This is a genomic window from Mitsuaria sp. WAJ17 (genome assembly GCF_014174515.1).
In the GTDB taxonomy this organism is placed as follows: Bacteria; Pseudomonadota; Gammaproteobacteria; order Burkholderiales; family Burkholderiaceae_C; genus Roseateles_B.
In genome coordinates, this window is sequence record NZ_JACJUG010000003.1 from 147,530 (window position 1) to 172,086 (window position 24,557).

Here is a 24,557-nt window from a genome sequence, read left to right on the forward strand (position 1 = left end):
GCCCACAATGGCTGCGCGGGCCCCTGTGCCGGGTCCGGGGAGGATGTCATGCCACTGGTCACCATCACCGTCCAGGCGCCCAAGTCCCCCGAGTTCAAGCGCAAGGTGCTAGATGCCGTCCATGCCGCGCTGGTCTCGGTCGGGGTGCCCGAGGCGGACCGCTTCCAGCGCGTGCTGGAGCTCTCGCCCGAGGACTTCGTCTTCGACGCCCACTACCCCGATACCGCCCGCCCGCGCGGCCCCGACTTCGTGCTGGTCGAGCTGCTGTGGTCCGTGGGGCGCAGCGTCAAGGTCAAGCGCCAACTGCTGGCCGAGCTGGTCCGGCTGTGGGAGGCGGCCGGCCTGGACCCCGAGCAGCTGATGCTGGTCATCAAGGAGACACAGTGGGAGAACTGGTCCTTCGCAGGGGGTCGATTGCTGCACACCTGAACGGGCCTTGACGCCCTCGTGCGGGACAGTGCCGCCGGGCCTGGGCTATGCTTCCACGCATGTCCGCCAGCCCCGCTGTCCATCCTGCGCCCGCCACGGTCCCGGCGATCGAGCGTCCCTACAAGATCCCGGAGTCCGTGCTGGTCATCATTCACACGCCCGAGCTGCAGGTGCTGATGCTGGAACGCGCGGACCGCCCCGGCTTCTGGCAGTGCGTGACCGGCTCCAAGGACAGCCTGGACGAAGCCCTGCCGGACACCGCCTGCCGCGAGGTCCAGGAGGAGACGGGTATCTGCATCGGCAGCGCCGAGGTGCCGCTCGGGGCCCTGCAGGACTGGGCGTTGGCCAATGTTTACGAGATCTACCCCGTCTGGCGGCACCGCTATGCGCCCGGGGTGACGAAGAACACCGAGCATGTCTTCGGCCTCCGCGTGCCGGCCGGCACGCCGGTGACCCTGGCCCCGCGCGAGCACCTGCAGTACCGCTGGCTGCCCTGGCGCGACGCGGCCGATCTCTGCTTCTCGCCCTCCAATGCCGAGGCCATCCTTCACCTGGCCCGCTTCAGCGGCGCTGCCGCCGTGGGGGAGGCTCGCTGATGCGCACCGGTGCCTTCCGCCATTCCAGCTTCGCTCCCGAGCCGCCCTCGACCCGCACCGTCGATCACCCGGCCCGGCTCAAGGTCGCCACCTACAACATCCACAAGGGCGTGCGCGGCCTGGGGCCCACCAAGCGCCTGGAGATCCACAACCTGGGCCTGGGCGTCCAGGCCCTGGAGGCCGATCTGGTCTTTCTGCAGGAGGTGCGGCATTTCCACCACCGCGAGGCACGGCAGTTCGACCACAGCTTCTTCGGCTGGCCCGAGGAAGGGCAGGCCGACTTCCTGGCGCCGGACGGCTACCAGGTGGCCTACCGCACCAATGCGGTGACCAAGCATGGTGAGCACGGCAATGCGCTGCTGTCGCGCTTTCCGCTGGGGGACATCGGCCACCACGACGTCTCCGATCACCGTTTCGAACAGCGAGGCCTGCTGCACGTGCCCGTGCGCTGGCAGGGGCAGGAGCTGCATGCGGTGGTGGCGCACCTGGGCCTCATGCACAGCAGCCGCGTGCGCCAGGTGCAGCGCCTGGCCGAGTTCATCGATGCCCATGTGCCGGCCGGCGCTCGGCTCATCGTGGCGGGTGATTTCAACGATTGGGGCGAGCGCCTGGATCCGGCCATGCGCGACTGCGGCCTGTTCCGCGCCGAGGACCCGACGGGCCGTGCCCGCCCGGCCACCTTCCCCTCGCGGGTGCCGGTGTTCGCGCTGGACCGCATCTACACCCGGGGCCTGCAATGCCACCGGCTCAAAGTGCCGCGCGGCAGCAGCTGGGCCCGCATGTCGGACCATCTGCCCCTGCTGGCGGAGCTGGAGCTGGCCTGAGCCATGACTGAGCTCGGGCACCAGCTGAGCTGGCATGCCGTGTCCCGGCCGCAGTTCAGCGGCGGCAACGAGGTGCGCCTGCTGCGCGGCGGCGACGAGCTCTTCCCTGCGCAGGAGGCCGCGATCGCCCATGCGCGGCATGAGGTCTGGCTGGCCACCTACATCTTTCACCACGACGCGGCCGGTGCCTCCCTGGTGGCCGCGCTGCGGGCCGCATCGGCGCGCGGCGTGCGCGTGCGGGTGGTCGTGGACGGCTTTGGCTCCAAGGCGAGCCTGGACTGGCTGACGCAGCAACTGGCCGGCAGCGGCGTGGCCTTGGCCGTCTTCCGGCCCATGGACCGCTGGTGGCGCTGGCTGCAGCCGGGGCAGCTGCGCCGCTTGCACCAGAAGCTCTGCGTGGTGGATGGTGAGCAAGCCTTTGTGGGCGGCATCAACATCATTGGCGACCGGATGGACCTGAACCACGGCGCGCTCGATGCCCCGCGCCTGGACTTCGCCCTGGGCCTGCGCGGCCCCGTGGTCGAGCCGGTGCAGCAGGCGGCGCGCGCAGTCTGGACCCGCGCCTGGCTGGGCCGCGATTTCGGCGAGGAGCTGCTGGCGCTGGTGCGCAGTCCCGAGCCGCTGCAGCGCATGCGCCGCCTGTTCCGCCGCTTGCGCATGCCGGGCCGCGACGAGGCGGACACGGGTCATGCGCTGCCCCCCGTCTGCGCGGCCTTCGTGCTGCGGGACAACCTGCGCCAGCGCCGCACCATCGAGCGGGCCTACATCGAGGCCATCCGCGGCGCGCAGCACAGCGTGGACCTGGTCACGCCCTACTTCTATCCGGGCCGGGCCTTTCGCCGCGCGCTGCTGGGCGCCGCCCGGCGCGGCGTGCGGGTGCGCCTGCTGCTGCAGGGCAAGGTGGACTACCGCATCGCCGCCATGGCCGCCCATGCGCTGTATGCCGAGCTGCTCAGCCGCGGAATCGGCATCTACGAATACACCCAGGCCTTCCTGCACGCCAAGGTGGCGGTGGTGGACGGCCGCTGGGCCACCGTGGGCAGCTCCAACATCGACCCGCTGTCCCTGCTGCTGAATCTCGAATCGAATGTGGTCGTGGAGGACGAGAACGTGGCGGGCGAGGTGGCGGCAGCCTTCGAGGCGGCGCTGGCCGGCTCCGTGTGCATTGCCGACGAGCGCGCCGTGGGCACCGGCCTTCGCGCCGTGTTGCGCCGAGGTCTGGTGGCCTGGGCGGCCTATGTCTATCTGCGCGTGGCGGGCGCGACCGGCCGCTATTGACGCTGCCGTGCCGTGCAGCCCTCAGCGCAGCAGCACCTGGGCGTCGAAGGCATAGCGGGCCAGGGACGGATTGAGCACCCGGCTGTAGCGGCGGAAGTCCAGCCCGTTCAGACCCTTGCCATGGCGCACGAGGAAGCGCCGGGCGTCCTGCTCGCTGAACAGGGTGAACATGCCCTGCTGCTGCATCAGCCCCAGGTCCTTGAAGTCCCGGCCGTGGTGGTGGTCATGGATCATCACCAGGGACCAGGCGCCGCACAGGAAGTGCCCGCCGGCCAGTGCGCTCAGCTCGCCGCTGATGCGGGCCTGCATGGCCTCGGGCGATGTGTTGATGGCCGAGAACAGCATCTGCCGGCCCGGCTCCAGTTGGCGGGTGCGGGCCACCTGCATGGCGCCGAAGGCCATCTGATCCGAGCCTGCCCACAGCAGGCGGGCTTCCGGGTAGGCCGCCAGCATCTCGCTGGCCTGCTCGGCGGCGAGGTCCTTGCGCCAGTCGCCGAAGGCCACGCGGTCCAGCACCACGTCGGGCTGCTCCGCCACCGCGCGGCGCATGCCCTCGGTGCGGGCGATGGAGACGGGTGTGGAGCGGTCGCCCGAGATCGCCAGCAGGTGCAGCTTGCCGTCCGCGGCCTGCAGGCGCATCCGGCGTCCCTGCATGATCAGGGCGCGGGCGGTGAGGTAGCCGGCGTCCTCGGCCCGCGGCTCAAGGCTGCCGATCAGCAGGGGCAGGCCTTGGCGTGGCGACCACGCCAGGCGCTCCTGGGGCAGCAGACCGTTGAAGGCGGCAAAGCTCTTGATGCCGGCGCTGGCCAGGATGCGCGAGGCCTCCACCAGCGTGCCCTTCTCGTTGACCAGCACCACATAGTCTGGCCGTCGGGCGGCGGGGCGCGCGGCCAGCTCCCGTGCGATCTGCAGGGCCCGCTCGGGATCGCGTTCGGCGAACTGTTGCTCGAAGGACTGCCCCAGGCTGCGTGCCGCCTGCTGCATGGCCTCGCCCGCCGTCACCCAGTAGGTCTCGTCATGCTGGCCGGGATTGATGAAGACGACTCGCTGGGCTTGGGCAGCCAGCGTCAACAGGCTGCAGACGAACAGGACGAACAGGGCGCGCATGGCATCGGGGTCAGGGTTGACCCGCATTTTCCGTCCCCTGTCGCTTTGAGCCCCATCAAGTTGCAAACGGAGCCTTCGTCAGTGCGCCTCACTTCACGAAATAGGCCCCGCCCCCCTCAGGTACGGGGGGCGGGGCCTGAGTCGCCTTGCGACCGACTCAGGACAGGACGCGCAACTGCCCGACCTCGCCGGTCAGCGCCGCCAGCTCGCCGCCTTCGACCAGGGCGAAGGCGCGCTCGATGTCCGGCGCCAGGTAGTGGTCGGTGGGCATGGCGCGGCAGTCGCGGCGGACCAGGGCGTGGGCCTTCTCCAGGGCATCCGAGCTCTTCAGCGGGCGCAGGAACTCGATGCCCTGGGCAGCGGCAAGCAGCTCGATGCCGATGATGTGGGCGGTGTTGTCCAGCATCTGGCCCAGGCGGCGGGCGCCGAAGGTGGCCATGGAGACGTGGTCTTCCTGGTTGGCGCTGGTGGGCAGCGAGTCCACGCTGGCGGGGTGGGCCAGGCTCTTGTTCTCGCTGGCCAGGGCGGCGGCGGTCACGTGGGCGATCATGAAGCCCGAGTTCAGGCCGGCGTTGGCCGTCAGGAAGGGCGGCAGGCGCGAGACGCCGGCATCGATCAGCATGGCGATGCGGCGCTCGGCGATGGCCCCCACCTCGGCGATGGCGCAGGCCAGGGCGTCGGCGGCCAGGGCCACGGGCTCGGCGTGGAAGTTGCCGCCGGAGACCATATAGCTGCTGCCATCTTCCTGGGCGAAGACCAGCGGGTTGTCGGTGACGGCATTGGCCTCGCGCAGCAGCACGTCACGCACATAGCGGGACTGGTCCAGGCAAGCGCCCATGACCTGAGGCTGGCAGCGCAGGCAGTACGGGTCCTGCACGCGCTCGTCCCCCTCCTTGTGGGAGGCGCGGATGGCGCTGCCGGCCAGCAACTGGCGGTAGGCCCGGGCGGACTCGATCTGGCCGGGCTGGCCGCGCACCTCGTGGATGCGCGGGTCGAAGGGGCCGTCGCTGCCGCGGGCGGCGTCCAGGCTCAGGCTGCCTGCCACGATGGCGGCGGCGTAGACCATCTCGAAGCGCAGCAGGCCTTCCAGGGCCAGGGCGGTGGAGGTCTGGGTGCCGTTGATCAGGGCCAGGCCTTCCTTGGCCTGGAGCACGAGCGGTTGCAGGCCGGCGGCGGCCAGGGCGTCGCGGGCCGGTCGGCGCTCACCGTCCACCAGCATCTCGCCTTCGCCCAGCAGGGCCAGCGTCATGTGCGACAGCGGGGCCAGGTCGCCCGAGGCGCCCACCGAGCCCTGGCAGGGCACATAGGGCACCAGGCCGGCGTTGAAGACGTCGAGCAGGCTCTGCACGACCTCCTCGCGCACGCCCGAGAAGCCGCGTGCCAGCGAGGCGGCCTTGGTGGCCAGCATCAGGCGCACGACGCTGGGCGCCAGCGGCGCGCCCACGCCCACGCAATGCGAGCGGATCAGGTTGAACTGCAGGGTGGCGAGATCGTCCTTGCTGATGCGCGTGGAGGCCAGCTTGCCGAAGCCGGTGTTGACGCCATAGACGGCGTCATCGCCTGCCGCATGGGCCTGCACGATGGCGGCCGAGCGGCGGATGGTCTCGCGGGCCGAGGCGTGCAGGGCGATGCGCACGCCGCCCTTGCGGATCTGGCGCAGCTGATCCAGCGTCAGCTGGCCGGGGGTCAATTCGAGAGTGGTCATTTCAGTACCTGGATGGGGCTGTTGTCCGAGTAGAGCCCGCGGATCCGGCTTTGCCGGGCCTGCGGGCTCGCCCCCTCGAAGGGGGCAGAGGCTGGACACAAATGGCATGCCATTTGTGCCTGCCGAGGAGTCAGGCCTTAGGCCTGACGCGGTCGGCTGGACCTCGAAGCACGTAGGGGGCGGGTGTTACAGCATGGGCATGTGCAGGCCGCGTTCCTTGGCGGCCTTCTTCGCGATCTCGTAGCCCGCATCGGCATGACGCATCACGCCGGTGCCCGGGTCGTTGTAGAGCACGCGGGCCAGGCGCTTGTCGGCGGCTTCCGTGCCGTCGCAGACGATGACCACGCCGCTGTGCTGGGAGAAACCCATGCCCACGCCGCCGCCGTGGTGCAGGGAGACCCAGGTCGCACCGCCGGCGGTGTTGAGCAGGGCGTTGAGCAGGGGCCAGTCGGAGACGGCGTCCGAGCCGTCCATCATCGACTCGGTCTCGCGGTTGGGGCTGGCCACGGAGCCGCTGTCCAGGTGGTCACGGCCGATGACGATGGGCGCCTTCAGCTCGCCCTTGCGGACCATCTCGTTGAAGGCCAGGCCGGCGATGTGGCGCTGACCCAGGCCCAGCCAGCAGATGCGCGCCGGCAGGCCCTGGAAGGCGATGCGCTCGGCGGCCATGTCCAGCCAGCGGTGCACGCGGGCTTCGTCGGGGAAGAGTTCCTTGATCTTGGCATCGGTCTTGGCGATGTCTTCCGGATCACCGGAGAGCGCCACCCAGCGGAAGGGGCCGCGGCCCTCGCAGAACTGCGGGCGTACATAGGCCGGCACGAAGCCTGGGAAGTCGAAGGCGTTCTTCACGCCCTGGTCCAGGGCCACCTGGCGGATGTTGTTGCCGTAATCCACGGTGGGCACGCCCATCGATTGGAAGTCCAGCATGGCCTGCACATGCACGGCGCAGCCGCGGGCGGCGGCGGCCTTCAGATCGGCGTGCTGGGCCGGGTCGGCCGCGGCGGCCTTCCATTGCTCGACGCTCCAGCCGGCGGGCAGGTAGCCGTTGATGAGGTCGTGGGCCGAGGTCTGGTCCGTCACCAGGTCGGGCTTGATGGCGCTGCCGGCCTTCACGCGCTTCACGAGCTCGGGCAGGATCTCGGCGGCATTGCCCAGCAGGGCGATGGAGATGGCCTTCTTCTCGGCCGTGTACTTGGCGATGCGGGCGAGGGCGTCATCCAGGTCCCGGGCCTGCTCATCGACGTAGCGGGTCTTCAGGCGGAAGTCGATGCGCGATTGCTGGCACTCGATGTTCAGCGACACCGCGCCGGCGAAGGTCGCGGCAAGGGGCTGTGCGCCGCCCATGCCGCCCAGGCCGGCGGTGAGCACCCAGCGGCCTTCCAGCGAGCCGCCGTAGTGCTGGCGCCCGGCCTCCGCGAAGGTCTCGTAGGTGCCCTGCACGATGCCTTGCGTGCCGATGTAGATCCAGCTGCCGGCCGTCATCTGGCCGTACATCATCAGGCCCTTGCGGTCCAGTTCGTTGAAGTGCTCCCAGGTGGCCCAGTGCGGCACGAGGTTGGAGTTGGCGATCAGCACGCGCGGGGCGTCGGCATGCGTCTTGAACACGCCCACCGGCTTGCCGGACTGCACCAGCAGGGTCTCGTCTTCGTTGAGGTCCTTGAGCGTGGCCAGGATGGCGTCGAAGCACTCCCAGTTGCGCGCGGCTTTGCCGATGCCGCCATAGACCACCAGCTCGGCCGGGTTCTCGGCCACGACCGGGTCCAGGTTGTTCTGGATCATGCGGTAGGCGGCCTCGGTGAGCCAGCTCTTGCAATGCAGGGTGGTGCCGGTGGGGGCACGCACGACACGGGCTTGTGCGGACATGGGGTGTCTCCTTCGTTGAGTCGGGGCCGGCACCGGGGTGGCCGGGTCTGGAATGAACCGGACTCTAGTTGTCTATACAAGTAAAGTCAACTACCATTCGAGCCATGGCTGGTCCTACTGTTTCCACTGCTGTTTCCTCCTCCGCAGCTCCCGGGCCGCAGTACCTCAAGGTAAAGAACCACCTGCGCGAGGGCATCGCCAGCGGCCGCTGGGTGCCGGGTGACCTGCTGCCCTCGGAGGCCGAGCTCTCCGGGCAGTTCGGCCTCTCCCGCATGACCGTCAACCGCGCGCTGCGCGAGCTGCACCAGGAAGGCCTGGTGGAGCGGGTGCAGGGCGTGGGCAGCTTCGTGGCGCAGATCCATCGCATCTCGTCCACGCTGACCGTGCGCGACGTGCATGACGAGATCGCCGAGCGCGGCCACCGTCACGAGGCTCGCGTGGTGAGCCTCTCGCGCATCAAGGCCGACGAGGTGCAGGCCGCGCTGTTTGGCCTCAAGGCCGGTGCGGCGCTGTTCCACAGCCTCATCGTGCACTTTGAGAACGGCGTGCCCATCCAGGTCGAGGACCGGCTGGTGAACCCAGGCTCCGCGCCGGGCTACCTGGATGTCGATTTCACCCGGACCACGCCCACGAACTACCTGCTGGAAGCGGCACCGCTGTCCGAGGCGCGCTACACCATCGAGTCCTTGCTGCCTGGCGAGCAGGAGGCCAAACTGCTGGGCATCAGCCGCCGCGATCCCTGCCTGGTGCTGAAGCGCCTCACCTTCAGTCGCGGCCAGCCCGTCACCCATGTGCGCCTGACCCATCCGGGCTCGCGCTACCTGCTTCAAGGAAGGTTCGAGACATGAGCTGGAGCATCCTCTGCGCCGACGACGTCAACCCTCAGCGCTGGAAGAACAACGGCGGCTGGACCCGAGAGCTGCTGGCCTGGCCCCATGCGGCGGACTGGATCCTGCGCCTCAGCGTGGCCGACATCGAGGCCGACGGCCCCTTCTCGACCTTCGAGGGCGTGGACCGCTGGTTCGCGGTGCTGCGTGGCGAGGGCGTCTGCCTCTACGACTACGAGCTTCGCCCGGGCGACGAGCTGCTGCATTTCGATGGTGCCCTGGGGCCGGACTGCACCCTGCTGGGCGGCCTCACCCGGGACTTCAACCTCATGCACCGCAGAGGCCGGGGGCGCATGAGCGTGACCCCAGCCAGCGAGGCCCTCGAGCCCGTCGGGCACTGGGTCGGCATGTTCACCGGCCACGGGGGCGTGCTGGAGCACGGCGGCCGCGCGATGGCGCTGCGTCCCATGAGCCTGGCCTGGTGCGAGTCGCCGGTGGCGCAGCGCTGCGTGTTCAAGGGTGGGCGGTCTGGCGAGGGCCAGGCCTGGTGGATGCAATGGAGCGACGAGGCATGAGCAAGACCACACTGTGGACCCAGGGCCGCCTGGCCACGATGTCCGACGAGGCGGGACCGGCCGGTGACTGGGGCTGGATTGAGGACGGCGCGATGCTGTCCCAGGACGGCCGCCTGCTGTGGGTCGGCGCCCGTGCCGATCTGCCGGACGACCTCGCCGGCACGGCGGACCAGGTCCACGACATGGCCGGCGCCGTCGTCACGCCGGGCCTGATCGACTGCCACACTCACCTGGTCTATGGCGGCCAGCGGGCGCATGAGTTCGAGCTGCGGCTCAAGGGGGCGAGCTACGAGGAGATCGCACGGGCCGGCGGAGGCATCCGCTCCTCGGTCGCGGCAACGCGCGAGGCCAGCGAGCACCAGCTCTATGCCCAGGCCGCGCACCGCGCCCTGGCGCTGATGACCGAAGGCGTGACCACGCTGGAAGTGAAGTCTGGCTATGGCCTCTCGCAGGCATCGGAAGCCAAGATGCTGCGCGTGGCGCGCCGCCTGGCCGAGCTGGGCCTGGACGTGCGTACCACCTACCTCGGCGCTCACGCGCTGCCGGCGGAGTTTCAGGGGAGGGCGGACGACTACATCGATGCCGTCTGCCAGTGGATGCCCAAGCTCAAGCGAGAGGGCCTGGTCGATGCGGTGGACGCCTTCTGCGAGGGCATCGGCTTCACGAGCGCCCAGACCCGCCGCGTCTTCGAGACAGCCCGGGCCCTGGGCCTGCCGGTGAAGCTGCATGCCGAGCAGCTCTCCGATCAAGGCGGTACCCAACTGGCCTGTGAGTTCGGCGCACTCTCCTGCGACCACCTGGAGCATCTGTCCGAGGCTGGCATTGCCGCCATGAAGGCCAGTGGCACCGTGGCCGTGCTGCTGCCTGGCGCCTACTACTTCCTGCGTGAAACCAAGCTGCCGCCCATCGCCGCGCTGCGCGAGGCGGGCGTGCCCATGGCCGTGTCCACCGACCACAACCCCGGCACCTCGCCCACGCTCTCGCTGCTGCTGATGCTCAACATGGCCTGCACGCAGTTCCGCCTCACGCCGGAGGAGGCGCTGCGCGGCGTCACCGTGAACGCGGCCCGCGCACTGGGACTGCGGGACCGCGGCCAGCTGCGGGCCGGCCAGCGCGCCGACTTCTGCCTGTGGGACATCGACCATCCCAACGAGCTGTCCTACTTCTTCGGCCGCAACCCGCTACGCCTTGTGGTGCGCGGCGGCGTGCTGCGCGCCTGAACCCCTCCAGAAGAGCCCTCCATGACTGCACCCTTCCGACTGCGGCAAGGCCGCACGCCCCTGATCATCTCCATGCCCCACGTGGGCCACGAGATACCCGAAGACCAGCAGCCCCGCTACGTGCCGCGGGCCCTGGCCAGCGAGGACACCGACTGGCACCTGGAGCAGCTCTACGGTGCCATCGCCGAGGAACTGGGCGCCAGCCTCATCGTGCCGCGCTACTCGCGCTACCTGATCGACCTGAACCGCCCGCCCGAGGACACGCCCATGTACCCCGGCGCCTCCAACACCGAGCTGTGCCCCACGCGCTTCTTCACCGGCGAACCGCTCTACCAGGACGGGCAGGCTCCCGACGAAGCCGAGAAGGACCGCCGCCGCCAGCTGTACTGGCTGCCCTACCACCGCGCGCTGACGGCCGAGATGAACCGGGTCAAGAGTCTCCACGGCCACGCCCTGCTTTTCGACGCCCACAGCATCCGCTCCGAACTGCCCTGGCTTTTCGAGGGCAAGCTGCCCGACCTCAATCTGGGCACGGCCGATGGCAAGAGCTGTGATCCTGCGATCACGCAGAGCCTGGGCGCCGTGCAGGCAGCGCAGCAGGACTACACCCAGGTGGTCAACGGCCGCTTCAAGGGAGGCTTCATCACCCGCCACTATGGCCAGCCGGCCAATGGCTGGCATGCGGTGCAGCTGGAGATGTGCCAGTGCTGCTACATGAGCGAGACCCCGCCCTACGCCTACGAGCCGGCCCTGGCCGCCCGCGTGCAGCCGCTGCTGCGTGCGCTGCTGTCCACGTATCTGCAATGGAAGCCCGCCGCATGAGCACGGTCAGCCAACGCTATTTCGCGCCCCAGGCCTGGGTCGAAGGCCGCTGGCAGGCTGATGTGCTGCTGAGCATCGACGCCCGTGGCCACTGGGCCGCCGTCGAGGCCGGCCAAGCCTGCCCTCCGGATGCGCAGCGCCTGCAGGGGCCTGTGCTGCCCAGCCTGGTCGATGCCCACAGCCATGCCTTCCAGCGTGCCTTCGCCGGCCTGGCCGAGCAGCGCGACAGCGACAGCGACGACTTCTGGTCCTGGCGCGATCGCATGTACGGCGTGGCCCTGCGCACCACGCCTGCTCAGCTCCAGGCCATCGCGGCCCAGCTCTACCTGGAGCTGCTGCGCGGTGGCTACACCCAGGTCTGCGAGTTCCACTACCTGCATCACCAGGACGACGGCAGCGCCTACCCCGATGAGCTGGCCATGAGCTGGGCCTTGGCCGATGCGGCCGAGGACGCCGGCCTGGGCCTGACGATGCTGCCGGTGCTCTACGCCCACGCCGGCTTCGCCCAGCCCGCGCTGCGCGTGGACCAGCGCCGCTTCCGGACCGATGCCGCCTGGGTCTGGCAGGCGAGCCAGCGTCTCAACGCCGCCGGCCGGCCCTTGCTCAACGCCGGCGTGGCCCTGCACTCGCTGCGCGCGGCGCATGCCCAGGACATTCGCGCCCTGCAGGCCCTGGTGGGGGACAGGGACCTGCCCATCCACATCCATATCAGCGAGCAACAGGCCGAGGTGCGCGACTGCCTGGCGGTCACCGGGCGGCGCCCCATGGCCTATCTCTGCGAGGACTTCCGGCCCGATGAGCGCTGGCAGCTGGTGCATGCCACGCACAGCACGCCCGAGGAGATCGCCGCCGTGGCCGCCAGCGGCGCCGGCGCCGTGATCTGCCCCACGACAGAGGCCAACCTTGGCGACGGGCTCTGCGATCTGCGGGGCTGGCTGGAAGCCGGCGTGGCGCTGAGCCTGGGCTCGGACAGCCATGTGGGCCGCGGCTGGGTGGAGGAACTGCGCTGGCTGGAGTACGGCCAGCGCCTGGGCCTGCAGCAGCGCAATGTGGCGGCGCGCCCCGGCGTTCAGCCCTCGACGGCCGGGCGCCTGTTCGAGGCCGTGCGCCAGGGCAGTGCTGCGCCGGCCGGCTTCAGGCAATGGGGCCTGGAGGTCGGCGCACGCGCCGACTTCCTGGTGCTGGACCCGGCTGCCTCAGGCCTGCTGGGCCTGCCCTCGTCGGCGACGCTGGACGGCCTGGTCTTCGCCAGCCAGGGGGAGGTGCTGCAGTCGGTCCATGTGGCAGGCCGGCAGCGCCTGCAGCAGGGGCGCCACGAGCGCCAGGCGGAGATCAGCGGCCGCTTCGCTGTTGCAATGGAGGCACTTTGGCGCAAGACATGACCCCGCATTCACGCCTGGGTGCTTGTAAGCCGGGAGCCTGAAAGCTACCCTTTGCGTGCCCATGGCCATGCAAAGGGGATTCCATGCTTGCGCTCCGGAACTACACGATTCGCACACGGCTTTATGTGCTTGCGGTCCTGGCCATGATGGCCATGCTGGTGATAGGCGGGAACGGGCTGTGGAGCCTCTCGCGTGCCAAGACCCAGTTCAAGCACTACGTCGGCAATGACGTCGAGACCTTGACCCAGCTGGCTGGCGTACGCGCCGGCATCGGCAACCTGCGGCGCTACGAGAAGGACCTGATGATCAATCTCGTCGATGAGAAGGCCGTCGCCAAGTACCGCGGCGAATGGGAGGAGACTTTCGGCAAGGTCAACAAGGGCCTGGACGCCATCGAGCGCCTGGACATCGCGCCCGCCGTGAAGAAGATGCCTGCGGAGATGCGCCAGCCTCTGGCCGAGTACCGCACGGGCTTCGGCGGCATCATCGAGCGCATCCGGAAGGGCGAGTTCCCCGACACCGCCACGGCCAACCGCGCGACCGAACCCATCAAGGCGCCGGTGCGGGCCCTGGACAAGCATCTGGCCGAGATGACCAAGCTGGTGGACCAGCACGGCGAGGACGAGGTGGCCCGCCTGGACAGCGAGGAAAGGCAGATCCGCATCGCGCTCGTCGGCGTGATGCTGGTGAGCATCCTGGTGATCGGCACCTACACCCTGTTCAACATCCGCTCCATCCTGGCGCCCCTGAGCCTGGCGGTGGACACCACGGAACGCATCGCCCGCCAGGATCTCAGCCAGCCTATCAGCGTCCATGGGGCCGACGAGACCGCCCAAGTGATGCAGGGGGTGCAGGGCATGCAGGACGCCATCCGCGACGTCGTCACGGGCGTGCGCAGCGCGACGGACAGCATCGCCACGGCCTCCAAGGAAGTGGCGGCGGGAAGCCATGACCTCAGCCATCGCACCGAGCAGGCGGCGTCCAACCTGGAGGAGACGGCCTCGGCCATGGAAGAGCTGACGGCCAGCGTGCGCCACAACGCTGACTCCGCCCGCCAGGCCAATGAGTTGGCCCGCGAGGCCTCGGCCGTGGCCGAGCGTGGCGGCACGGTGGTGGGCGAGGTGGTCGCCACCATGGACCGCATCAGCGCGTCCTCGCGCAAGATCAGTGACATCATCTCCGTGATCGATGGCATCGCCTTTCAGACCAATATCTTGGCCCTGAACGCGGCGGTCGAGGCCGCCCGGGCGGGCGAGCAGGGCCGAGGCTTTGCCGTGGTGGCCGCCGAGGTGCGCAGCCTGGCCCAGCGCAGCGCCGAGGCCGCCAAGGAGATCAAGGGCCTGATCACCAGTAGCACCGAGAGCGTGGAGTCCGGTGCCGCCCTGGTGGCGCATGCCGGGCAGACCATGCAGGAGATCACTGCGGCGATCGGGCGCGTCAGCCACATCGTCAGCGAGATCAGCCACGCCACCTCTGAGCAAAGCACCGGCATCAACCAGATCGGCACGGCCATCTCGCAGCTGGACCAGATGACCCAGCAGAACGCCGCCCTGGTGGAGCAGTCGGCCGCCGCTGCACAGAGCCTGCAGCATCAGGCCGACGAACTGGCGCAGACGGTGGCGGTCTTCAAGCTGGCCTGAGGACGCAGCCCGCCGCGGCGCGCGTCGCGCCGGGGGTCAGGTCTTGCCTGCGGCCTCGCGCACGAAGGCGCGCAGCTCACCGGCCATGCGCTCGCGGCCTTGGCGCTCGATGTACATCATGTGCCCGGCCTCGAAGTAGCTGACCCGCACATTGGCCTGCAGGCCCTCGCGCAGGCCCAGGTGGGACAGGCTGTAGTCCCCTGCCGCGGGCGGCGTGGCCAGATCGTAGTAGCCGCTGGCCACATAGACCTGCATGGCGGGATTGGCCTGCAGCGCGCGGCGCAGGGACTCTCCGGCGGCTACATAGCGGTTCTCGAAGCCCTTCCAGCCCCAGTTCTTGTACAGCGGCGCATGGACGAGGTAGGGCGCGTCGCTCTGGTAGCCCAGCTGCTCGTGCAGCAGGCGGTTGATGCCCACGGCATAGGCGCCCGCGAGGTTGTTCATGCCGGGATCCTCCTCGGCATGCTCGCCGGCATCGTCGCGGTCCTGGCCGGTGAAGCGGGCGTCGATGCGGCCCACGGTCAGGCCCCGCTCGCGCAGCAGCTCCTTGAAGAAGCGCCCGTCCTCGACGCGGAGCTGGCAGCGCTGGACGAAAGCGAGGCTCAGGCCGGTCAGCCGCGCCAGCTCGGTGGCCACGCGCTCGCGCTGCGCCGCGCCCAGGCGGCTGCCCTGCATCAGTGCGTTCCAGTAGTCACCCAGGGCGAAGCGTTCGGCCTCGGCCACCACCTCCCGCAGCGGCTTCTGCTGCAGAGCGGGCGCCAGGGCCCGGTGGTACCAGGCCGCCGCGGTGTAGGCGGGCAGGAAGAGGGCATAGGGCAGCTCGTTGCCGTGGTCGAAGGACAGGGTCTGGTAGTCCAGGGCTGTGGAGACGAGCATCAGCCCGTTGAGGTCGATGTCATGGCGCTCTTGCAGCAGGCGGGCCAGCCCGGCCGCGCGCGTGGTGCCGTAGCTCTCGCCAATCAGGAACTTGGGGCTGGCCCAGCGGCCATGGCGGCTGAGGTAGAGGCGTATGAACTCGGCCACGGCGTCCTGGTCGCGCTGGTAGTCGTGGAACTCACTGCTCTTCTCACCGGGGCTCATGCGCGAGAAGCCGGTGCCCACCGGGTCGATGAAAACCAGGTCCGACTCCAGCAGCAGGGTGGCCTCGTTGTCGCAAAGGCCGTAGGGAGGTCGGCCGGAATGGCCCATGTCATCGCAGCTGACGCGACGCGGTCCCAGCAGGCCCAGGTGCAGCCAGACGCTGCTGGAGCCGGGGCCGCCATTGAAGCAGAACGTGAGGGGGCGCTGCCCGGCGCTGCAGCCGTCCAGCGTGTAGGCGATGTAGAAGAGCTGGGCCTGGGCCTTGTCGTCCTGGGCCTTGTCCTGCTCGTCGCTGCGGCCCTGCTCGCGCAGGGTGAGGGAGCCGACGCTGGCCTGGTAGGCCAGCCGGCGCCCGGCCAGCATCATCTCGTGCCGGGTCTGGACCAGCACTTCGGGGCTATCCGCCGTGGCAGGCTGCATGCGGCCTTCCGCAGGCGGGGGGGTGGTACTGGGCATGCGCGCTCCCTCTACGCTGTCTGCGCAATGTCGATAAAGTCGCGAGCATGCCGAGCCCCATGACAATTGAAAGCCCGTCTTTGCTGGGGCTTGACTTCTCCTCCAGCCCCGGTACCCGCAAACCCGTGGTGCTGGCCCTGGGCGAACGGCGTGGCGCCGTCGTGCGCCTGGCGGCCCTGGAGCGCTTCAGCACCCTGGACGCGGTGCGCGAGCGACTGTGCGGGCTGCCGGCCTGGCTGGGTGGCTTCGACCTGCCTTTTGGGCTGCCGCGCGAGCTGGTCGATGCGCTGGGCTGGCCGCGCCAATGGCCGGCCCTGATGGACCATTTCTGTGCCCAGACGCGGGCACAGCTGCGCCAGCAGTTCCAGGCCTTCATGGCACCACGCCCCACGGGCAGCAAGTTCGCGCACCGGGCCTGCGACGGTCCGGCCGGGGCTTCGCCCAGCATGAAATGGGTGAACCCGCCGGTGGCCTGGATGATGCATGCCGGCGTGCCCCTGCTGCGCGCCGCCGAGGCCACGCTGCCGGGGCTCTGCGAGGGCCGGCCCGAGCGCGTGGCGCTGGAGGCCTACCCAGGCCTGCTGGCGCGCGAGCTGATCCAGCGCCGCTCCTACAAGAGCGACGCCCTCGCCAGGCAGACGCCCGAGCGCCTCATCGCCCGCAAGGACCTGGTCGAGGCTCTGGAGCAGGGCCGCAGCCGCCTGGGCCTGCGCCTGAAGCTGAGCCATGCGCAGCGCGAGGCCCTGGTCGATGATGCCACGGGCGACAGCCTTGATGCCGCGCTGTGCCTGCTGCAGGCTGCCTGGGCCAGCCAGCAGCCGGGCTACGGATTGCCGGCGCTGATCGACCCAGTGGAGGGCTGGATCATCAGTGCCTGAGCGGGCTTCGATGCAGGCTCGCCACAGGCGGGCGCATCGCCTGCATCACTTGCGCATCAGCGTCGATTTGCCGAACAGCGATTCGATCAGGTCCACGGCCAGCGTGGCGGTGCGGTTCTTCTCATCCAGCGCGGGGTTGAGCTCCATGACGTCCAGGGAGGCGAGGCGGCCGGTGTCGGCAATCATCTCCATGCACAGCTGGGCCTCGCGGTAGGTGGGGCCGCCGGGCACGGTGGTGCCCACGCCGGGCGCGATGGACGGGTCCAGGAAGTCCACGTCGAAGCTGACGTGCAGATGGGTGTTGGCATCCAGGGTGGCCAGGGCCAGCTCCATGGTGTGGCGCATGCCCATCTCGTCGATGTAGCGCATGTCGAAGACCTCGAGCTCCTGCTCGTGCACGAAGCGCTTCTCGCCGGCGTCCACGCTGCGGATGCCGATCTGGCGCACCCACTTCGGGCTGATGGCCGGATGCTCCTTGCTGAAACCGCCGATCTCGATCAGCTCCTTGGGGCCGAAACCGGCCAGGCAGGCCACCGGCATGCCGTGGATGTTGCCGCTGGGGGTCAGCTCGCTGGTGTTGAAGTCGGCGTGGGCGTCCAGCCACAGCACGCGCAGCTTCTTGCCCTGCTCCTTGCAGTGACGGGCCACGGCGCTGATGGAGCCCAGGCCCAGGCAGTGGTCGCCGCCCAGCAGGATGGGCATGCGGCCCAGCTTCAGCTCGGCATAGACGGCGTCATGCACGGCACGGTTCCAGGCCGCCACCTCGGGCAGGTGGCGGTAGCCGTCCACCGGCGGCTGCCAGGGGTTGTAGGGGCCGCTGAGGTTGCCGCGGTCCACCACGTTGACGCCATGACTCTCCAGCGTGGGGCCGATATTGGCCACGCGCAGGGCTTCCGGGCCCATGCTGGCGCCGCGAGCGCCAGCGCCGATGTCGGTCGGCGCGCCAATGAGGGAGACGTTGCGCAGTGTGGTCATGGCATCCTCTTCAGGGAGTTCAGTCGTGGTGGGCTTGGGTCAGGTCGTACTCCGACTCGAGCAAGGCCCAGGCCTCCTCGGCGGAATCGACGAAGTGGAAGAGCTGCTCGTCGCCCGGGCTGATCATGCCGGTCTCGATCAGCAGCTCGAAGTCGATCAGGCGCGACCAGAAATCGCGCCCGAACATCAGGATGGGCCGGCGGCGGCACTTGCCGGTCTGGATCAGGGTGAGGGCCTCGAAGAGTTCATCGAGGGTGCCGAAGCCGCCGGGGAAGCACACCAGCGCTACCGAGCGCATCAGGAAGTGCATCTTGCGCAGCGCGAAGTAGTGGAAGCGGAAGCACAGCTCCGGCGTGATGTAGGGGTTGGGGTGCTGCTCGTGGGGCAGCACGATGTTCAGGCCGATGCTCTTGCCGCCCACTTCATGCGCGCCGCGGTTGCCCGCCTCCATGATGCCGGGACCGCCGCCTGTCACCACGTAGATGGGGTTGCCGCGCGCCAGGCTCTCGCGGGTGACGATGCCGGCGAAGCGGCGCGCCTCTTCGTAGTAGCGGCTCATCTGCAGCTGCATCTGGGCGCGCTTCAGCGTGGCGGCATCGCCCAGGGCCTGGGCCTCGGCCACGCGGACCTCGGCGCTGGACTGGTCCGGGATGCGGGCGCTGCCGAACATCACGATGGTGGACTTGATGCCCTGCTCCTGCTGCACCAGCTCGGGCTTGAGCAGCTCCAGCTGCATGCGCACCGGACGCAGCTCCTCGCGCAGCATGAAGTCGTCGTCGGTGAAGGCCAGGCGGTAGGCGCTGTTGGGGCCGTCGTAGTCCGGTGTTGGGCGCGCCTGGGCCAGGCGGGCTTCGTCCTTGGCCGAGGGGAAATTGCGGGCGGTCAGCTTGTTCTTGTGCTTGCTCATGCGGTGTCCCGGTGGGGCGGCGCGGGCCGAACTGTAGTGCAGTCGCTGAGAAATGTTATTTCCTCATTTGGCGCCGATGGTTGAATTTATTGTGCCTAGGATGGGTTATGCGGTGCCGCAGCAGCGGCATTCGGGGTCACGCTGCAAGAGAATCTCGCTCCAACGCATCTGGCGCGCGTCCAGCATCTGCAGGCGGCCGGCCAGGGTGGCGGGCATGCCGGCCAGCAGCTTCAACGCCTCTGCCGCCTGCTGGCTGCCGATGATGCCCACCAGGGGAGCGAACACGCCCATGACGGCGCAGCGCACCTCCTCGAACTGAGCGTCCGGCGGGAACACGCAGGCGTAGCAGGGCGTTTGCCCGGACCGGCTGTCGTAGACGCTGATCTGCCCGTCAAAACCCACCGCTGCGCCCGAGACCAGGGGCTTGCGGTGCCGCACGCAGGCGGCGTTGACGGCATGGCGGGTGGCGAAGTTGTCCGAGCAGTCCAGTACTACGTCGGCCGACTGCACCAGGGCGTCCAGACGGGCGGCGTCCACCTTCTCCTGCAGAGGCTGGACATTCAGCTCGGGGTTGATCGCCCTGAGCGTCAGGGCGGCGGACTCGACCTTGGGCTGGCCGATGCGGTCCTGGCGGTGAACGATCTGGCGCTGCAGATTGGTGAGGTCCACGGTGTCGTGGTCTACCAGGGTCAGGGTGCCGACGCCGGCGGTGGCCAGGTACAGCGCGACCGGGGAGCCCAGACCGCCGGCACCGATCACCAGCGCATGGCCGGAAAGGATCCGTGCCTGCCCCTCGACGCCGATCTCGTCGAGCAGGATGTGCCGCGAATAGCGCAGCAGCTGTTCGTCATTCATGCGGCAAGCATAGCGCTGCGCCAGGGGCGTGCCACAAAGAAAAAGACCCGCCGGCCGACTGGCCTGGCGGGTCTTCTGGCGATGGTCCGGTGGGCGCTTACTCGCTGGTCTTGGCCTCGGCCTTGCGTTCGGTGGCGGTCTTGGAGACGAGCACCGGCTTGCCCTTGAGCTGGTTGAGGGCCTGCTGCAGCGGGAAGTCCTCGGCCGAGCCGAACTCGGGCAGGGGCTTGATCGAGTCCTTGTTCTTGGCGTACTCGGCTTCCAGCTTGGCGCGGGCCTCCTCGCGGGCCTTGGCGCGGGCCTCGTCCTTGTCCTCGGGGCCGTTCTGCAGGTGCTTCTCGAGGTCGGCCTCGCGCATGCGCAGGGCAGCGAAGACATTGCCCTCGGCGGTCTCGTCCAGCATGACGTCGGGCACGATGCCCTTGGCCTGGATGGAGCGGCCGCTGGGGGTGTAGTAGCGCGCGGTGGTGATCTTCAGCGCGGTCTCCGGGCTCAACTGGCGCACGGTCTGCACCGAGCCCTTGCCGAAGGTCTGGGCGCCCATGATGACGGCGCGCTTGTGGTCCTGCAGGGCGCCGGCCACGATCTCACTGGCGGAGGCGGAGCCTTCATTGACCAGCACCACCATCGGGATGCTCTTGAGGGATTCGGGCAGCTTCTTCAGCGGGTCGTTGCTGCCGCGACGCTGGTAATACTCGGGGCTGGCCTTGAAGCTGGCCTTGGACTCGGCGATCTGGCCATTGGTCGAGACCACCTCGACGTCCCGGGGCAGGAAGGCCGCCGACACCGCCACGGCGCCTTCCAGCAGGCCGCCCGGGTCATTGCGCAGGTCCAGCACCAGGCCCTTGAGCTTGGGGTCCTGCTTGTAGATTTCCTCGAGCTTCTTGACGAAGTCGTCCACCGTGCGGTCCTGGAACTGGCTCAGGCGCAGCCATGCGTAGCCGGGCTCGATGACCTTGCCGCGCACGCTGACGACCTTGATCTCCTCGCGCACGATGGTCACGGGGAAGGAGCGGTTCTCCAGCTTGCGGAAGATGGTCAGCTGAACCTTGGTGGCCGGCTCGCCGCGCATGCGCTTGACGGCCTGGTCCAGGGTGAGGCCCTTGACGGCGGTGTCGTCAATGCGGGTGATCAGGTCGCCGCTCTTGAGGCCGGCGCGGAAGGCGGGCGAGCCCTCGATGGGGGAGACGATCTTGACCAGGCCGTCTTCCATGCCGATTTCGATGCCCACGCCAACGAAGCGGCCAGTGGTGCCTTCACGGAATTCCTTGAAGCTCTTCTTGTCGAAGAACTGCGAATGTGGGTCCAGGCCGGAGACCATGCCGGCGATGGCGTCGTTGATCAGCTTTTTCTCATCGACGGGCTCGACGTAATCAGACTTGACCATGCCGAACACGGCGGCCAGCTGCTGCATCTCCTCCAGGGGCAGCGGCGAGAGGCTGCTCCGTGCGTTCGCCTGCAACTGCATGGTGGTCAATGCACCTGCCACGGCCCCCAGGGCCACCCATCCGGCGACTTTCAGTTTGGCACTCATGATGCGAGTGTTTCCTATCGGTGAGATCCAGTCATGTCGCCGCCCCGTCGAGGGCAGCATCCCAAGTGAGGGGACGCTTCAAGTATAGGTCCCGCCCCCTGTGTCACGGCACGATGAGCGGGGCCTGAAGCGCCCAGATCAGGGGTTTATGCCGCCCCCCGCCGTGGGTTGCACGCGACGCCTGGCTGCGCCGGGGGGTGGCAGGCCGGTTCTACGGCTGGATTTCAAGCAGTTCAGGACCATCGCATGCTCCATCAGCGGCCATGAGGCGGCGGCTTGGACACCATGGTGCGCCTGGCGCAAGCACAGTGCGGAAAGTCAGGGGAGGCCAGGTGTTGCAAATCACACGGGGCGCGCGGGTGCAATGGCGGAGCACCGCTGACGGCAGCGGCGGCAAGGGCGCGGCTGGATGCCGGGCTGCGAGTCTGGGAGACGCAGGGCTTGGGCTTGGGCATGGGGGTGATCCGTCATGGCGACCAGCCGGTGGGGGCCTGCGGCTTCACGCAGAAGTCCGGTTGACCCAGGGCGCTCACCCTTGTGGCTGCTGCCGGCCCATCGAGGGCAGGGCCTGGACCTCGACGCTTGCCGGGGCCGCCGTCGATCATGCCTACGCCACCTTTGGCTGGCCCAGCGTCGAGACCTGCCTGAAGGACTCCAACACCGCGGCCCGTGCGTTGACGCTGAGGCTGGATGGCATCCGGATCGGGGGGGCCCATGTTCCCGGACGGGCTGGCCCGAGTTCTGTTCCGGCTCAGCAGGCGTGCACGTCTCTAAGGCGTTGGTCTATTGCCGCAGCAAGTTGCAGTCGGTTGCAGGCTCGCCGTCGCTTCCGCAGTGCGGAATCCTCAGGGATCCGGAAATTTCCGGTTTTTACTGATCCGGTGTACATTTAAGGGATGCCGGACAGCGCCGCATCCCCTCAGCGGCGAGCTATTCCTCCAGTCCGGTGCGTGCGACGCCAGTCGCCCCTTTGGCCGCAGAGCTTCGGTCAACTGAGCCAAGCAGCTCACTCAGGCAATCAACAATGCCTGCGTTTCTCAAACTGATTGATCCCCATTTCAACAGCCATTCCCATGGGCCAATACGTCGTCTTGCCCTCGACACACTCGACTGACTGCGGCCGCTTCAGAGCCGCTGTTGCGGTGCGGCGGATTCAAGGTGGCGACGGCTCACCCAGAACGCACGCCCTCGACAAGACTTTCGCTTCCCGAGAAGCCGCCAAAGTCATTGCGGTCACCCAAGGGTGGTTTCAAACGCCAATGCCCAGCGCAGCGGCATTCTGATGCGTGATCGCAAATCAATGCGATTCGTCAGGCCGCTGATGCAGATGCAAAGTCTGCTCGCACACATCGAGACGATGTGAATCAACCATCCGAAAGGTATTCAAATGACCAGCAAGATTTACGTGGGAAATCTCCCTTACTCCGTCACGGACGAGACGCTCAAAAGCAACTTCTGCGAATTCGGTGAAGTCGCCTCGGCCAAGGTGTTGATGGACCAAGAGACCGGTCACTCCAAAGGCTTTGGCTTTGTGCAGATGGCAAGCGCCGAGTGTGCGCAAGCGGCCATCAAAGGTCTGAACGGCCTTTCCGTTGGGGGGCGCGCCATTGTTGTGAACCTGGCTCGCCCTCGTGACGATCGCGGCGCGGCGAAGTTGGCTGGCCCGTCTGAATTCCGCGCAAGCAAGCGTCAAGATGTTGGCTATGGGAATGGCGGGTTCGGCGGCGGTCGCTACTGATTCAGGAATCGAGCAGCCGTTTTCTTTTGCCTCTGCCATTGAATGCGGCGGCTAGCCTGCTCTCACGAAATCGCGAGCTATCGTGACGATTTTCCATATTTGTTTTTAAATGCAAAGGCATGCCCCTTTTGGGAGCGGTCGAAGGTGCTGCAAATAAACTTGCACCGCTGGCGTTTTTAGGACTACTATGGCTTCGCTGATATGCACAAGACCGTCCGCTCTTAGGACTTTCCACTTAGTCCGGCGTTCTGCCAGGACCCCAGTTGAATCCCCAGAAGATTTTCTTGGCGTCTCTTCGCTGAGTGCAATTTCGCACTTTGCAATTAAAAAAGGAAATCAATATGACGACTCAAACTGGAACCGTGAAGTGGTTCAATGAAGGCAAGGGTTTTGGCTTCATCACGCCGGATGATGGTGGCAAGGACCTCTTTGCTCACTTCAAGGAAATTCAAGGTGGCGGCTTCAAGACGCTCAACGAGAACCAGCGCGTGGAGTTCGAGGTGACTCAGGGCCAAAAGGGTCCGCAGGCATCACGCATTCGCTGCATGAGCTGACCATCGCTCACCCAAGGATGCGGCCAGGCCAACTGGCTGTGTCGATGAAAGCGCGGCTAGGCCGCGTTTTTTTTTGCCTATCTGGAGCGTGCTTTGAAAAACCTTCAAGAAGCCACGGAGCGAATCTGCGAACTGAAGGGCGGCCTGGTGGCATTGGATGCCTTGTTGCCTGCGGTCATTGATTCCCTCTCGGCAGCCGGGCTGCTGAGGCTGTCAGCTTCGTTCGACGCACACGCAGAAACCGCGCGGACGCTCATGCTGCATTCAGAGATGTCAGACATCGTCCTTGCCGCATTTGAGCGAGAGGTCGCCCGACATCGTGCGGTTCTGCAGCGAGGTCTGCGGATGACGCCCGCGCCCCTGGATGTTGCTTCCATCGATCCCATGTGGCTCGCCGTGACGCCGCTGGTGGCATTTCGTGGCACACAGCGCCTCTGCAGAAGCAGTGCCTTCTTTTATCGGAAGGGCGACGCGCTGTTCCTCGTCAGCACGCAATCAGCGTTTGCGGGGAGTTGCGGACAGCCCGTGGCTGATCGCCTCGAAATTGAGGTGGCCATGAATGCGCACGATGCCAATTTGCGGGCGCGCTGTTCACTACCACTCTTGTCGGAGGGGCGGCCACTTTGGCATGCGGTTCAAGATCAGGCCGGGCCGACCCCTGTGGCAGCACTGCCGCTTGCGAGCACGGATTTGCCAGAATCGGCGCTCATCCTCGCATTCGACGAGACGCACATTGCAGATTTTGGTGAGGACATTGCCATCGGCGATGTGATCTCGATGGTCGGGTTTCCAGAGAGCCTTTCGCACGCGCCCCACGCTGTGCCGATTGCAAGATCGGGTGCCATTGCATCACCCCACGCATGGGCCTTTCAGGGCCGCGCCTGTTTTTTGACGGACATGGTTTCGAGTGCCGGCTGCGGCGGTGCAGCCATCCTGCGGCGGCGAGCGATCAGTCGTTCGGCTTCGGCCCCCCTTGCTTGGCAGCTGCTCGCAATTCATTCTTGTGAACCATTGGAGGGCGCTGAGGCGGGTGCATCTGGTTCTGATGCCAGGCTTTTTCGAGCTTGGTCCGCACAGTCCCTGCGCGACCTCCAGCGGCCATGACGCTAGACGGGTGAAAGACGCTCAAGGTGGCTGGCGGGCTGCTACCGAGTTGCGGCCGACCGAAAACTGAGCCCCCTGTGAGGGGTGCCGCCCACTTTCACAAAATGGTCCCCCCGACAGGAATCGAACCTGTATCTGCCGCTTAGGAGGCGGCCGTTCTATCCATTGAACTACGGGGAGGACAGGCCCGCGCGCCACTGGCGGCGGC

Annotated in this window: 22 protein-coding genes and 1 tRNA gene; 14 read left to right on the forward strand and 9 right to left on the reverse strand. The window is 67.8% G+C overall.

All coding sequences use genetic code 11. The features are described 5' to 3' along the window. Positions 1-48: 48 nt before the first annotated feature. The 4 genes from H5407_RS03750 to clsB are packed head-to-tail and all read left to right on the forward strand — an operon-like array spanning position 49 to position 3,127. Entirely contained in the window at positions 49-429 is a 381-nt protein-coding gene (locus H5407_RS03750) for a tautomerase family protein (protein ID WP_183103085.1), read from the forward strand. A gap of 59 nt (positions 430-488) precedes the next feature. Continuing rightward, positions 489-1,025 carry a dihydroneopterin triphosphate diphosphatase gene (gene nudB / locus H5407_RS03755; RefSeq protein ID WP_183103086.1) on the forward strand — a complete coding sequence of 179 codons (537 nt, stop codon included), beginning with the start codon at positions 489-491 and terminating at the stop codon, positions 1,023-1,025. Continuing rightward, positions 1,025-1,849 (forward strand): endonuclease/exonuclease/phosphatase family protein, encoded by an 825-nt coding sequence (locus H5407_RS03760; protein ID WP_183103087.1) that lies wholly within the window; start codon positions 1,025-1,027, stop codon positions 1,847-1,849. The genes nudB and H5407_RS03760 overlap by 1 nt, the downstream gene beginning before the upstream one ends. A gap of 3 nt (positions 1,850-1,852) precedes the next feature. Continuing rightward, entirely contained in the window at positions 1,853-3,127 is a 1,275-nt protein-coding gene (clsB, locus tag H5407_RS03765; protein WP_183103088.1) for a cardiolipin synthase ClsB, read from the forward strand. A gap of 21 nt (positions 3,128-3,148) precedes the next feature. On the opposite strand, the gene H5407_RS03770 is transcribed toward clsB, so the two are convergent. The 3 genes from H5407_RS03770 to hutU form a co-directional block, all read right to left on the reverse strand. Beyond that, on the reverse strand, positions 3,149-4,261 hold the full coding sequence (locus tag H5407_RS03770; RefSeq protein ID WP_255501050.1) for an ABC transporter substrate-binding protein: 1,113 nt from the start codon (positions 4,259-4,261) through the stop codon (positions 3,149-3,151). Between the two features lie 130 nt (positions 4,262-4,391). Next, entirely contained in the window at positions 4,392-5,939 is a 1,548-nt protein-coding gene (gene hutH, locus H5407_RS03775) for a histidine ammonia-lyase (protein ID WP_183103089.1), read from the reverse strand. A gap of 186 nt (positions 5,940-6,125) precedes the next feature. Further along, positions 6,126-7,802 carry a urocanate hydratase gene (hutU, locus tag H5407_RS03780; protein ID WP_183103090.1) on the reverse strand — a complete coding sequence of 559 codons (1,677 nt, stop codon included), beginning with the start codon at positions 7,800-7,802 and terminating at the stop codon, positions 6,126-6,128. A 104-nt stretch (positions 7,803-7,906) separates the two neighbouring features. On the opposite strand from hutU, the gene hutC reads away from it, so the two are divergent. The 6 genes from hutC to H5407_RS24625 all read left to right on the forward strand — a co-directional run bounded on the left by hutC (position 7,907) and on the right by H5407_RS24625 (position 14,268). Then, entirely contained in the window at positions 7,907-8,650 is a 744-nt protein-coding gene (gene hutC / locus H5407_RS03785) for a histidine utilization repressor (RefSeq protein WP_183103091.1), read from the forward strand. Beyond that, positions 8,647-9,204: a HutD family protein gene (locus H5407_RS03790; protein WP_183103092.1), complete on the forward strand. Its 558-nt coding sequence runs from the start codon at positions 8,647-8,649 to the stop codon at positions 9,202-9,204. The genes hutC and H5407_RS03790 overlap by 4 nt, the downstream gene beginning before the upstream one ends. Continuing rightward, positions 9,201-10,424 (forward strand): imidazolonepropionase, encoded by a 1,224-nt coding sequence (hutI, locus tag H5407_RS03795; protein ID WP_183103093.1) that lies wholly within the window; start codon positions 9,201-9,203, stop codon positions 10,422-10,424. Before H5407_RS03790 ends, hutI begins: the two co-directional genes overlap by 4 nt. A 21-nt stretch (positions 10,425-10,445) precedes the next feature. Then, positions 10,446-11,246: an N-formylglutamate deformylase gene (gene hutG / locus H5407_RS03800; RefSeq protein ID WP_183103094.1), complete on the forward strand. Its 801-nt coding sequence runs from the start codon at positions 10,446-10,448 to the stop codon at positions 11,244-11,246. After that, positions 11,243-12,628 (forward strand): formimidoylglutamate deiminase, encoded by a 1,386-nt coding sequence (locus H5407_RS03805; RefSeq protein WP_183103095.1) that lies wholly within the window; start codon positions 11,243-11,245, stop codon positions 12,626-12,628. The genes hutG and H5407_RS03805 overlap by 4 nt, the downstream gene beginning before the upstream one ends. Positions 12,629-12,711: 83 nt before the next feature. After that, positions 12,712-14,268, forward strand: a complete 1,557-nt coding sequence (locus H5407_RS24625) for a methyl-accepting chemotaxis protein (RefSeq protein ID WP_183103096.1) — start codon at positions 12,712-12,714, stop codon at positions 14,266-14,268. 36 nt (positions 14,269-14,304) lie between these two features. Here H5407_RS24625 and H5407_RS03815 read toward each other — a convergent pair whose 3' ends face one another. Beyond that, entirely contained in the window at positions 14,305-15,804 is a 1,500-nt protein-coding gene (locus H5407_RS03815) for a S10 family peptidase (RefSeq protein WP_220800452.1), read from the reverse strand. A 59-nt stretch (positions 15,805-15,863) separates the two neighbouring features. On the opposite strand from H5407_RS03815, the gene H5407_RS03820 reads away from it, so the two are divergent. After that, a complete protein-coding gene (locus H5407_RS03820; RefSeq protein WP_183103097.1) occupies positions 15,864-16,682 on the forward strand; it encodes a DUF429 domain-containing protein in 819 nt (272 codons plus the stop codon). A 45-nt stretch (positions 16,683-16,727) separates the two neighbouring features. On the opposite strand, the gene rocF is transcribed toward H5407_RS03820, so the two are convergent. The 4 genes from rocF to H5407_RS03840 all read right to left on the reverse strand — a co-directional run bounded on the left by rocF (position 16,728) and on the right by H5407_RS03840 (position 20,953). Then, the gene (gene rocF, locus H5407_RS03825; RefSeq protein WP_183103098.1) at positions 16,728-17,657 is read right to left on the reverse strand and encodes an arginase; all 930 of its coding nucleotides are present in this window, start codon (positions 17,655-17,657) and stop codon (positions 16,728-16,730) included. Between the two features lie 19 nt (positions 17,658-17,676). Further along, on the reverse strand, positions 17,677-18,564 hold the full coding sequence (locus H5407_RS03830; RefSeq protein WP_183103099.1) for a TIGR00730 family Rossman fold protein: 888 nt from the start codon (positions 18,562-18,564) through the stop codon (positions 17,677-17,679). A 105-nt stretch (positions 18,565-18,669) separates the two neighbouring features. Continuing rightward, positions 18,670-19,419, reverse strand: a complete 750-nt coding sequence (locus H5407_RS03835) for a HesA/MoeB/ThiF family protein (protein ID WP_183103100.1) — start codon at positions 19,417-19,419, stop codon at positions 18,670-18,672. A gap of 97 nt (positions 19,420-19,516) precedes the next feature. Then, on the reverse strand, positions 19,517-20,953 hold the full coding sequence (locus tag H5407_RS03840) for a S41 family peptidase (protein ID WP_183103101.1): 1,437 nt from the start codon (positions 20,951-20,953) through the stop codon (positions 19,517-19,519). Between the two features lie 1,387 nt (positions 20,954-22,340). Between H5407_RS03840 and H5407_RS03845 the strand changes: the two genes are divergently transcribed. The 3 genes from H5407_RS03845 to H5407_RS03855 all read left to right on the forward strand — a co-directional run bounded on the left by H5407_RS03845 (position 22,341) and on the right by H5407_RS03855 (position 24,349). Further along, complete coding sequence (locus H5407_RS03845) at positions 22,341-22,691, forward strand: RNA-binding protein (protein ID WP_183103102.1); 351 nt, start codon at positions 22,341-22,343, stop codon at positions 22,689-22,691. A gap of 341 nt (positions 22,692-23,032) precedes the next feature. Beyond that, the gene (locus H5407_RS03850) at positions 23,033-23,245 is read left to right on the forward strand and encodes a cold-shock protein (protein ID WP_183103103.1); all 213 of its coding nucleotides are present in this window, start codon (positions 23,033-23,035) and stop codon (positions 23,243-23,245) included. 93 nt (positions 23,246-23,338) lie between these two features. Next, positions 23,339-24,349 (forward strand): serine protease, encoded by a 1,011-nt coding sequence (locus H5407_RS03855; protein WP_183103104.1) that lies wholly within the window; start codon positions 23,339-23,341, stop codon positions 24,347-24,349. Positions 24,350-24,454: 105 nt separating this feature from the next. Here the strand turns inward: H5407_RS03855 and H5407_RS03860 are convergent. Continuing rightward, positions 24,455-24,529, reverse strand: a tRNA-Arg gene (locus H5407_RS03860). Between the last annotated feature and the right edge of the window lie 28 nt (positions 24,530-24,557).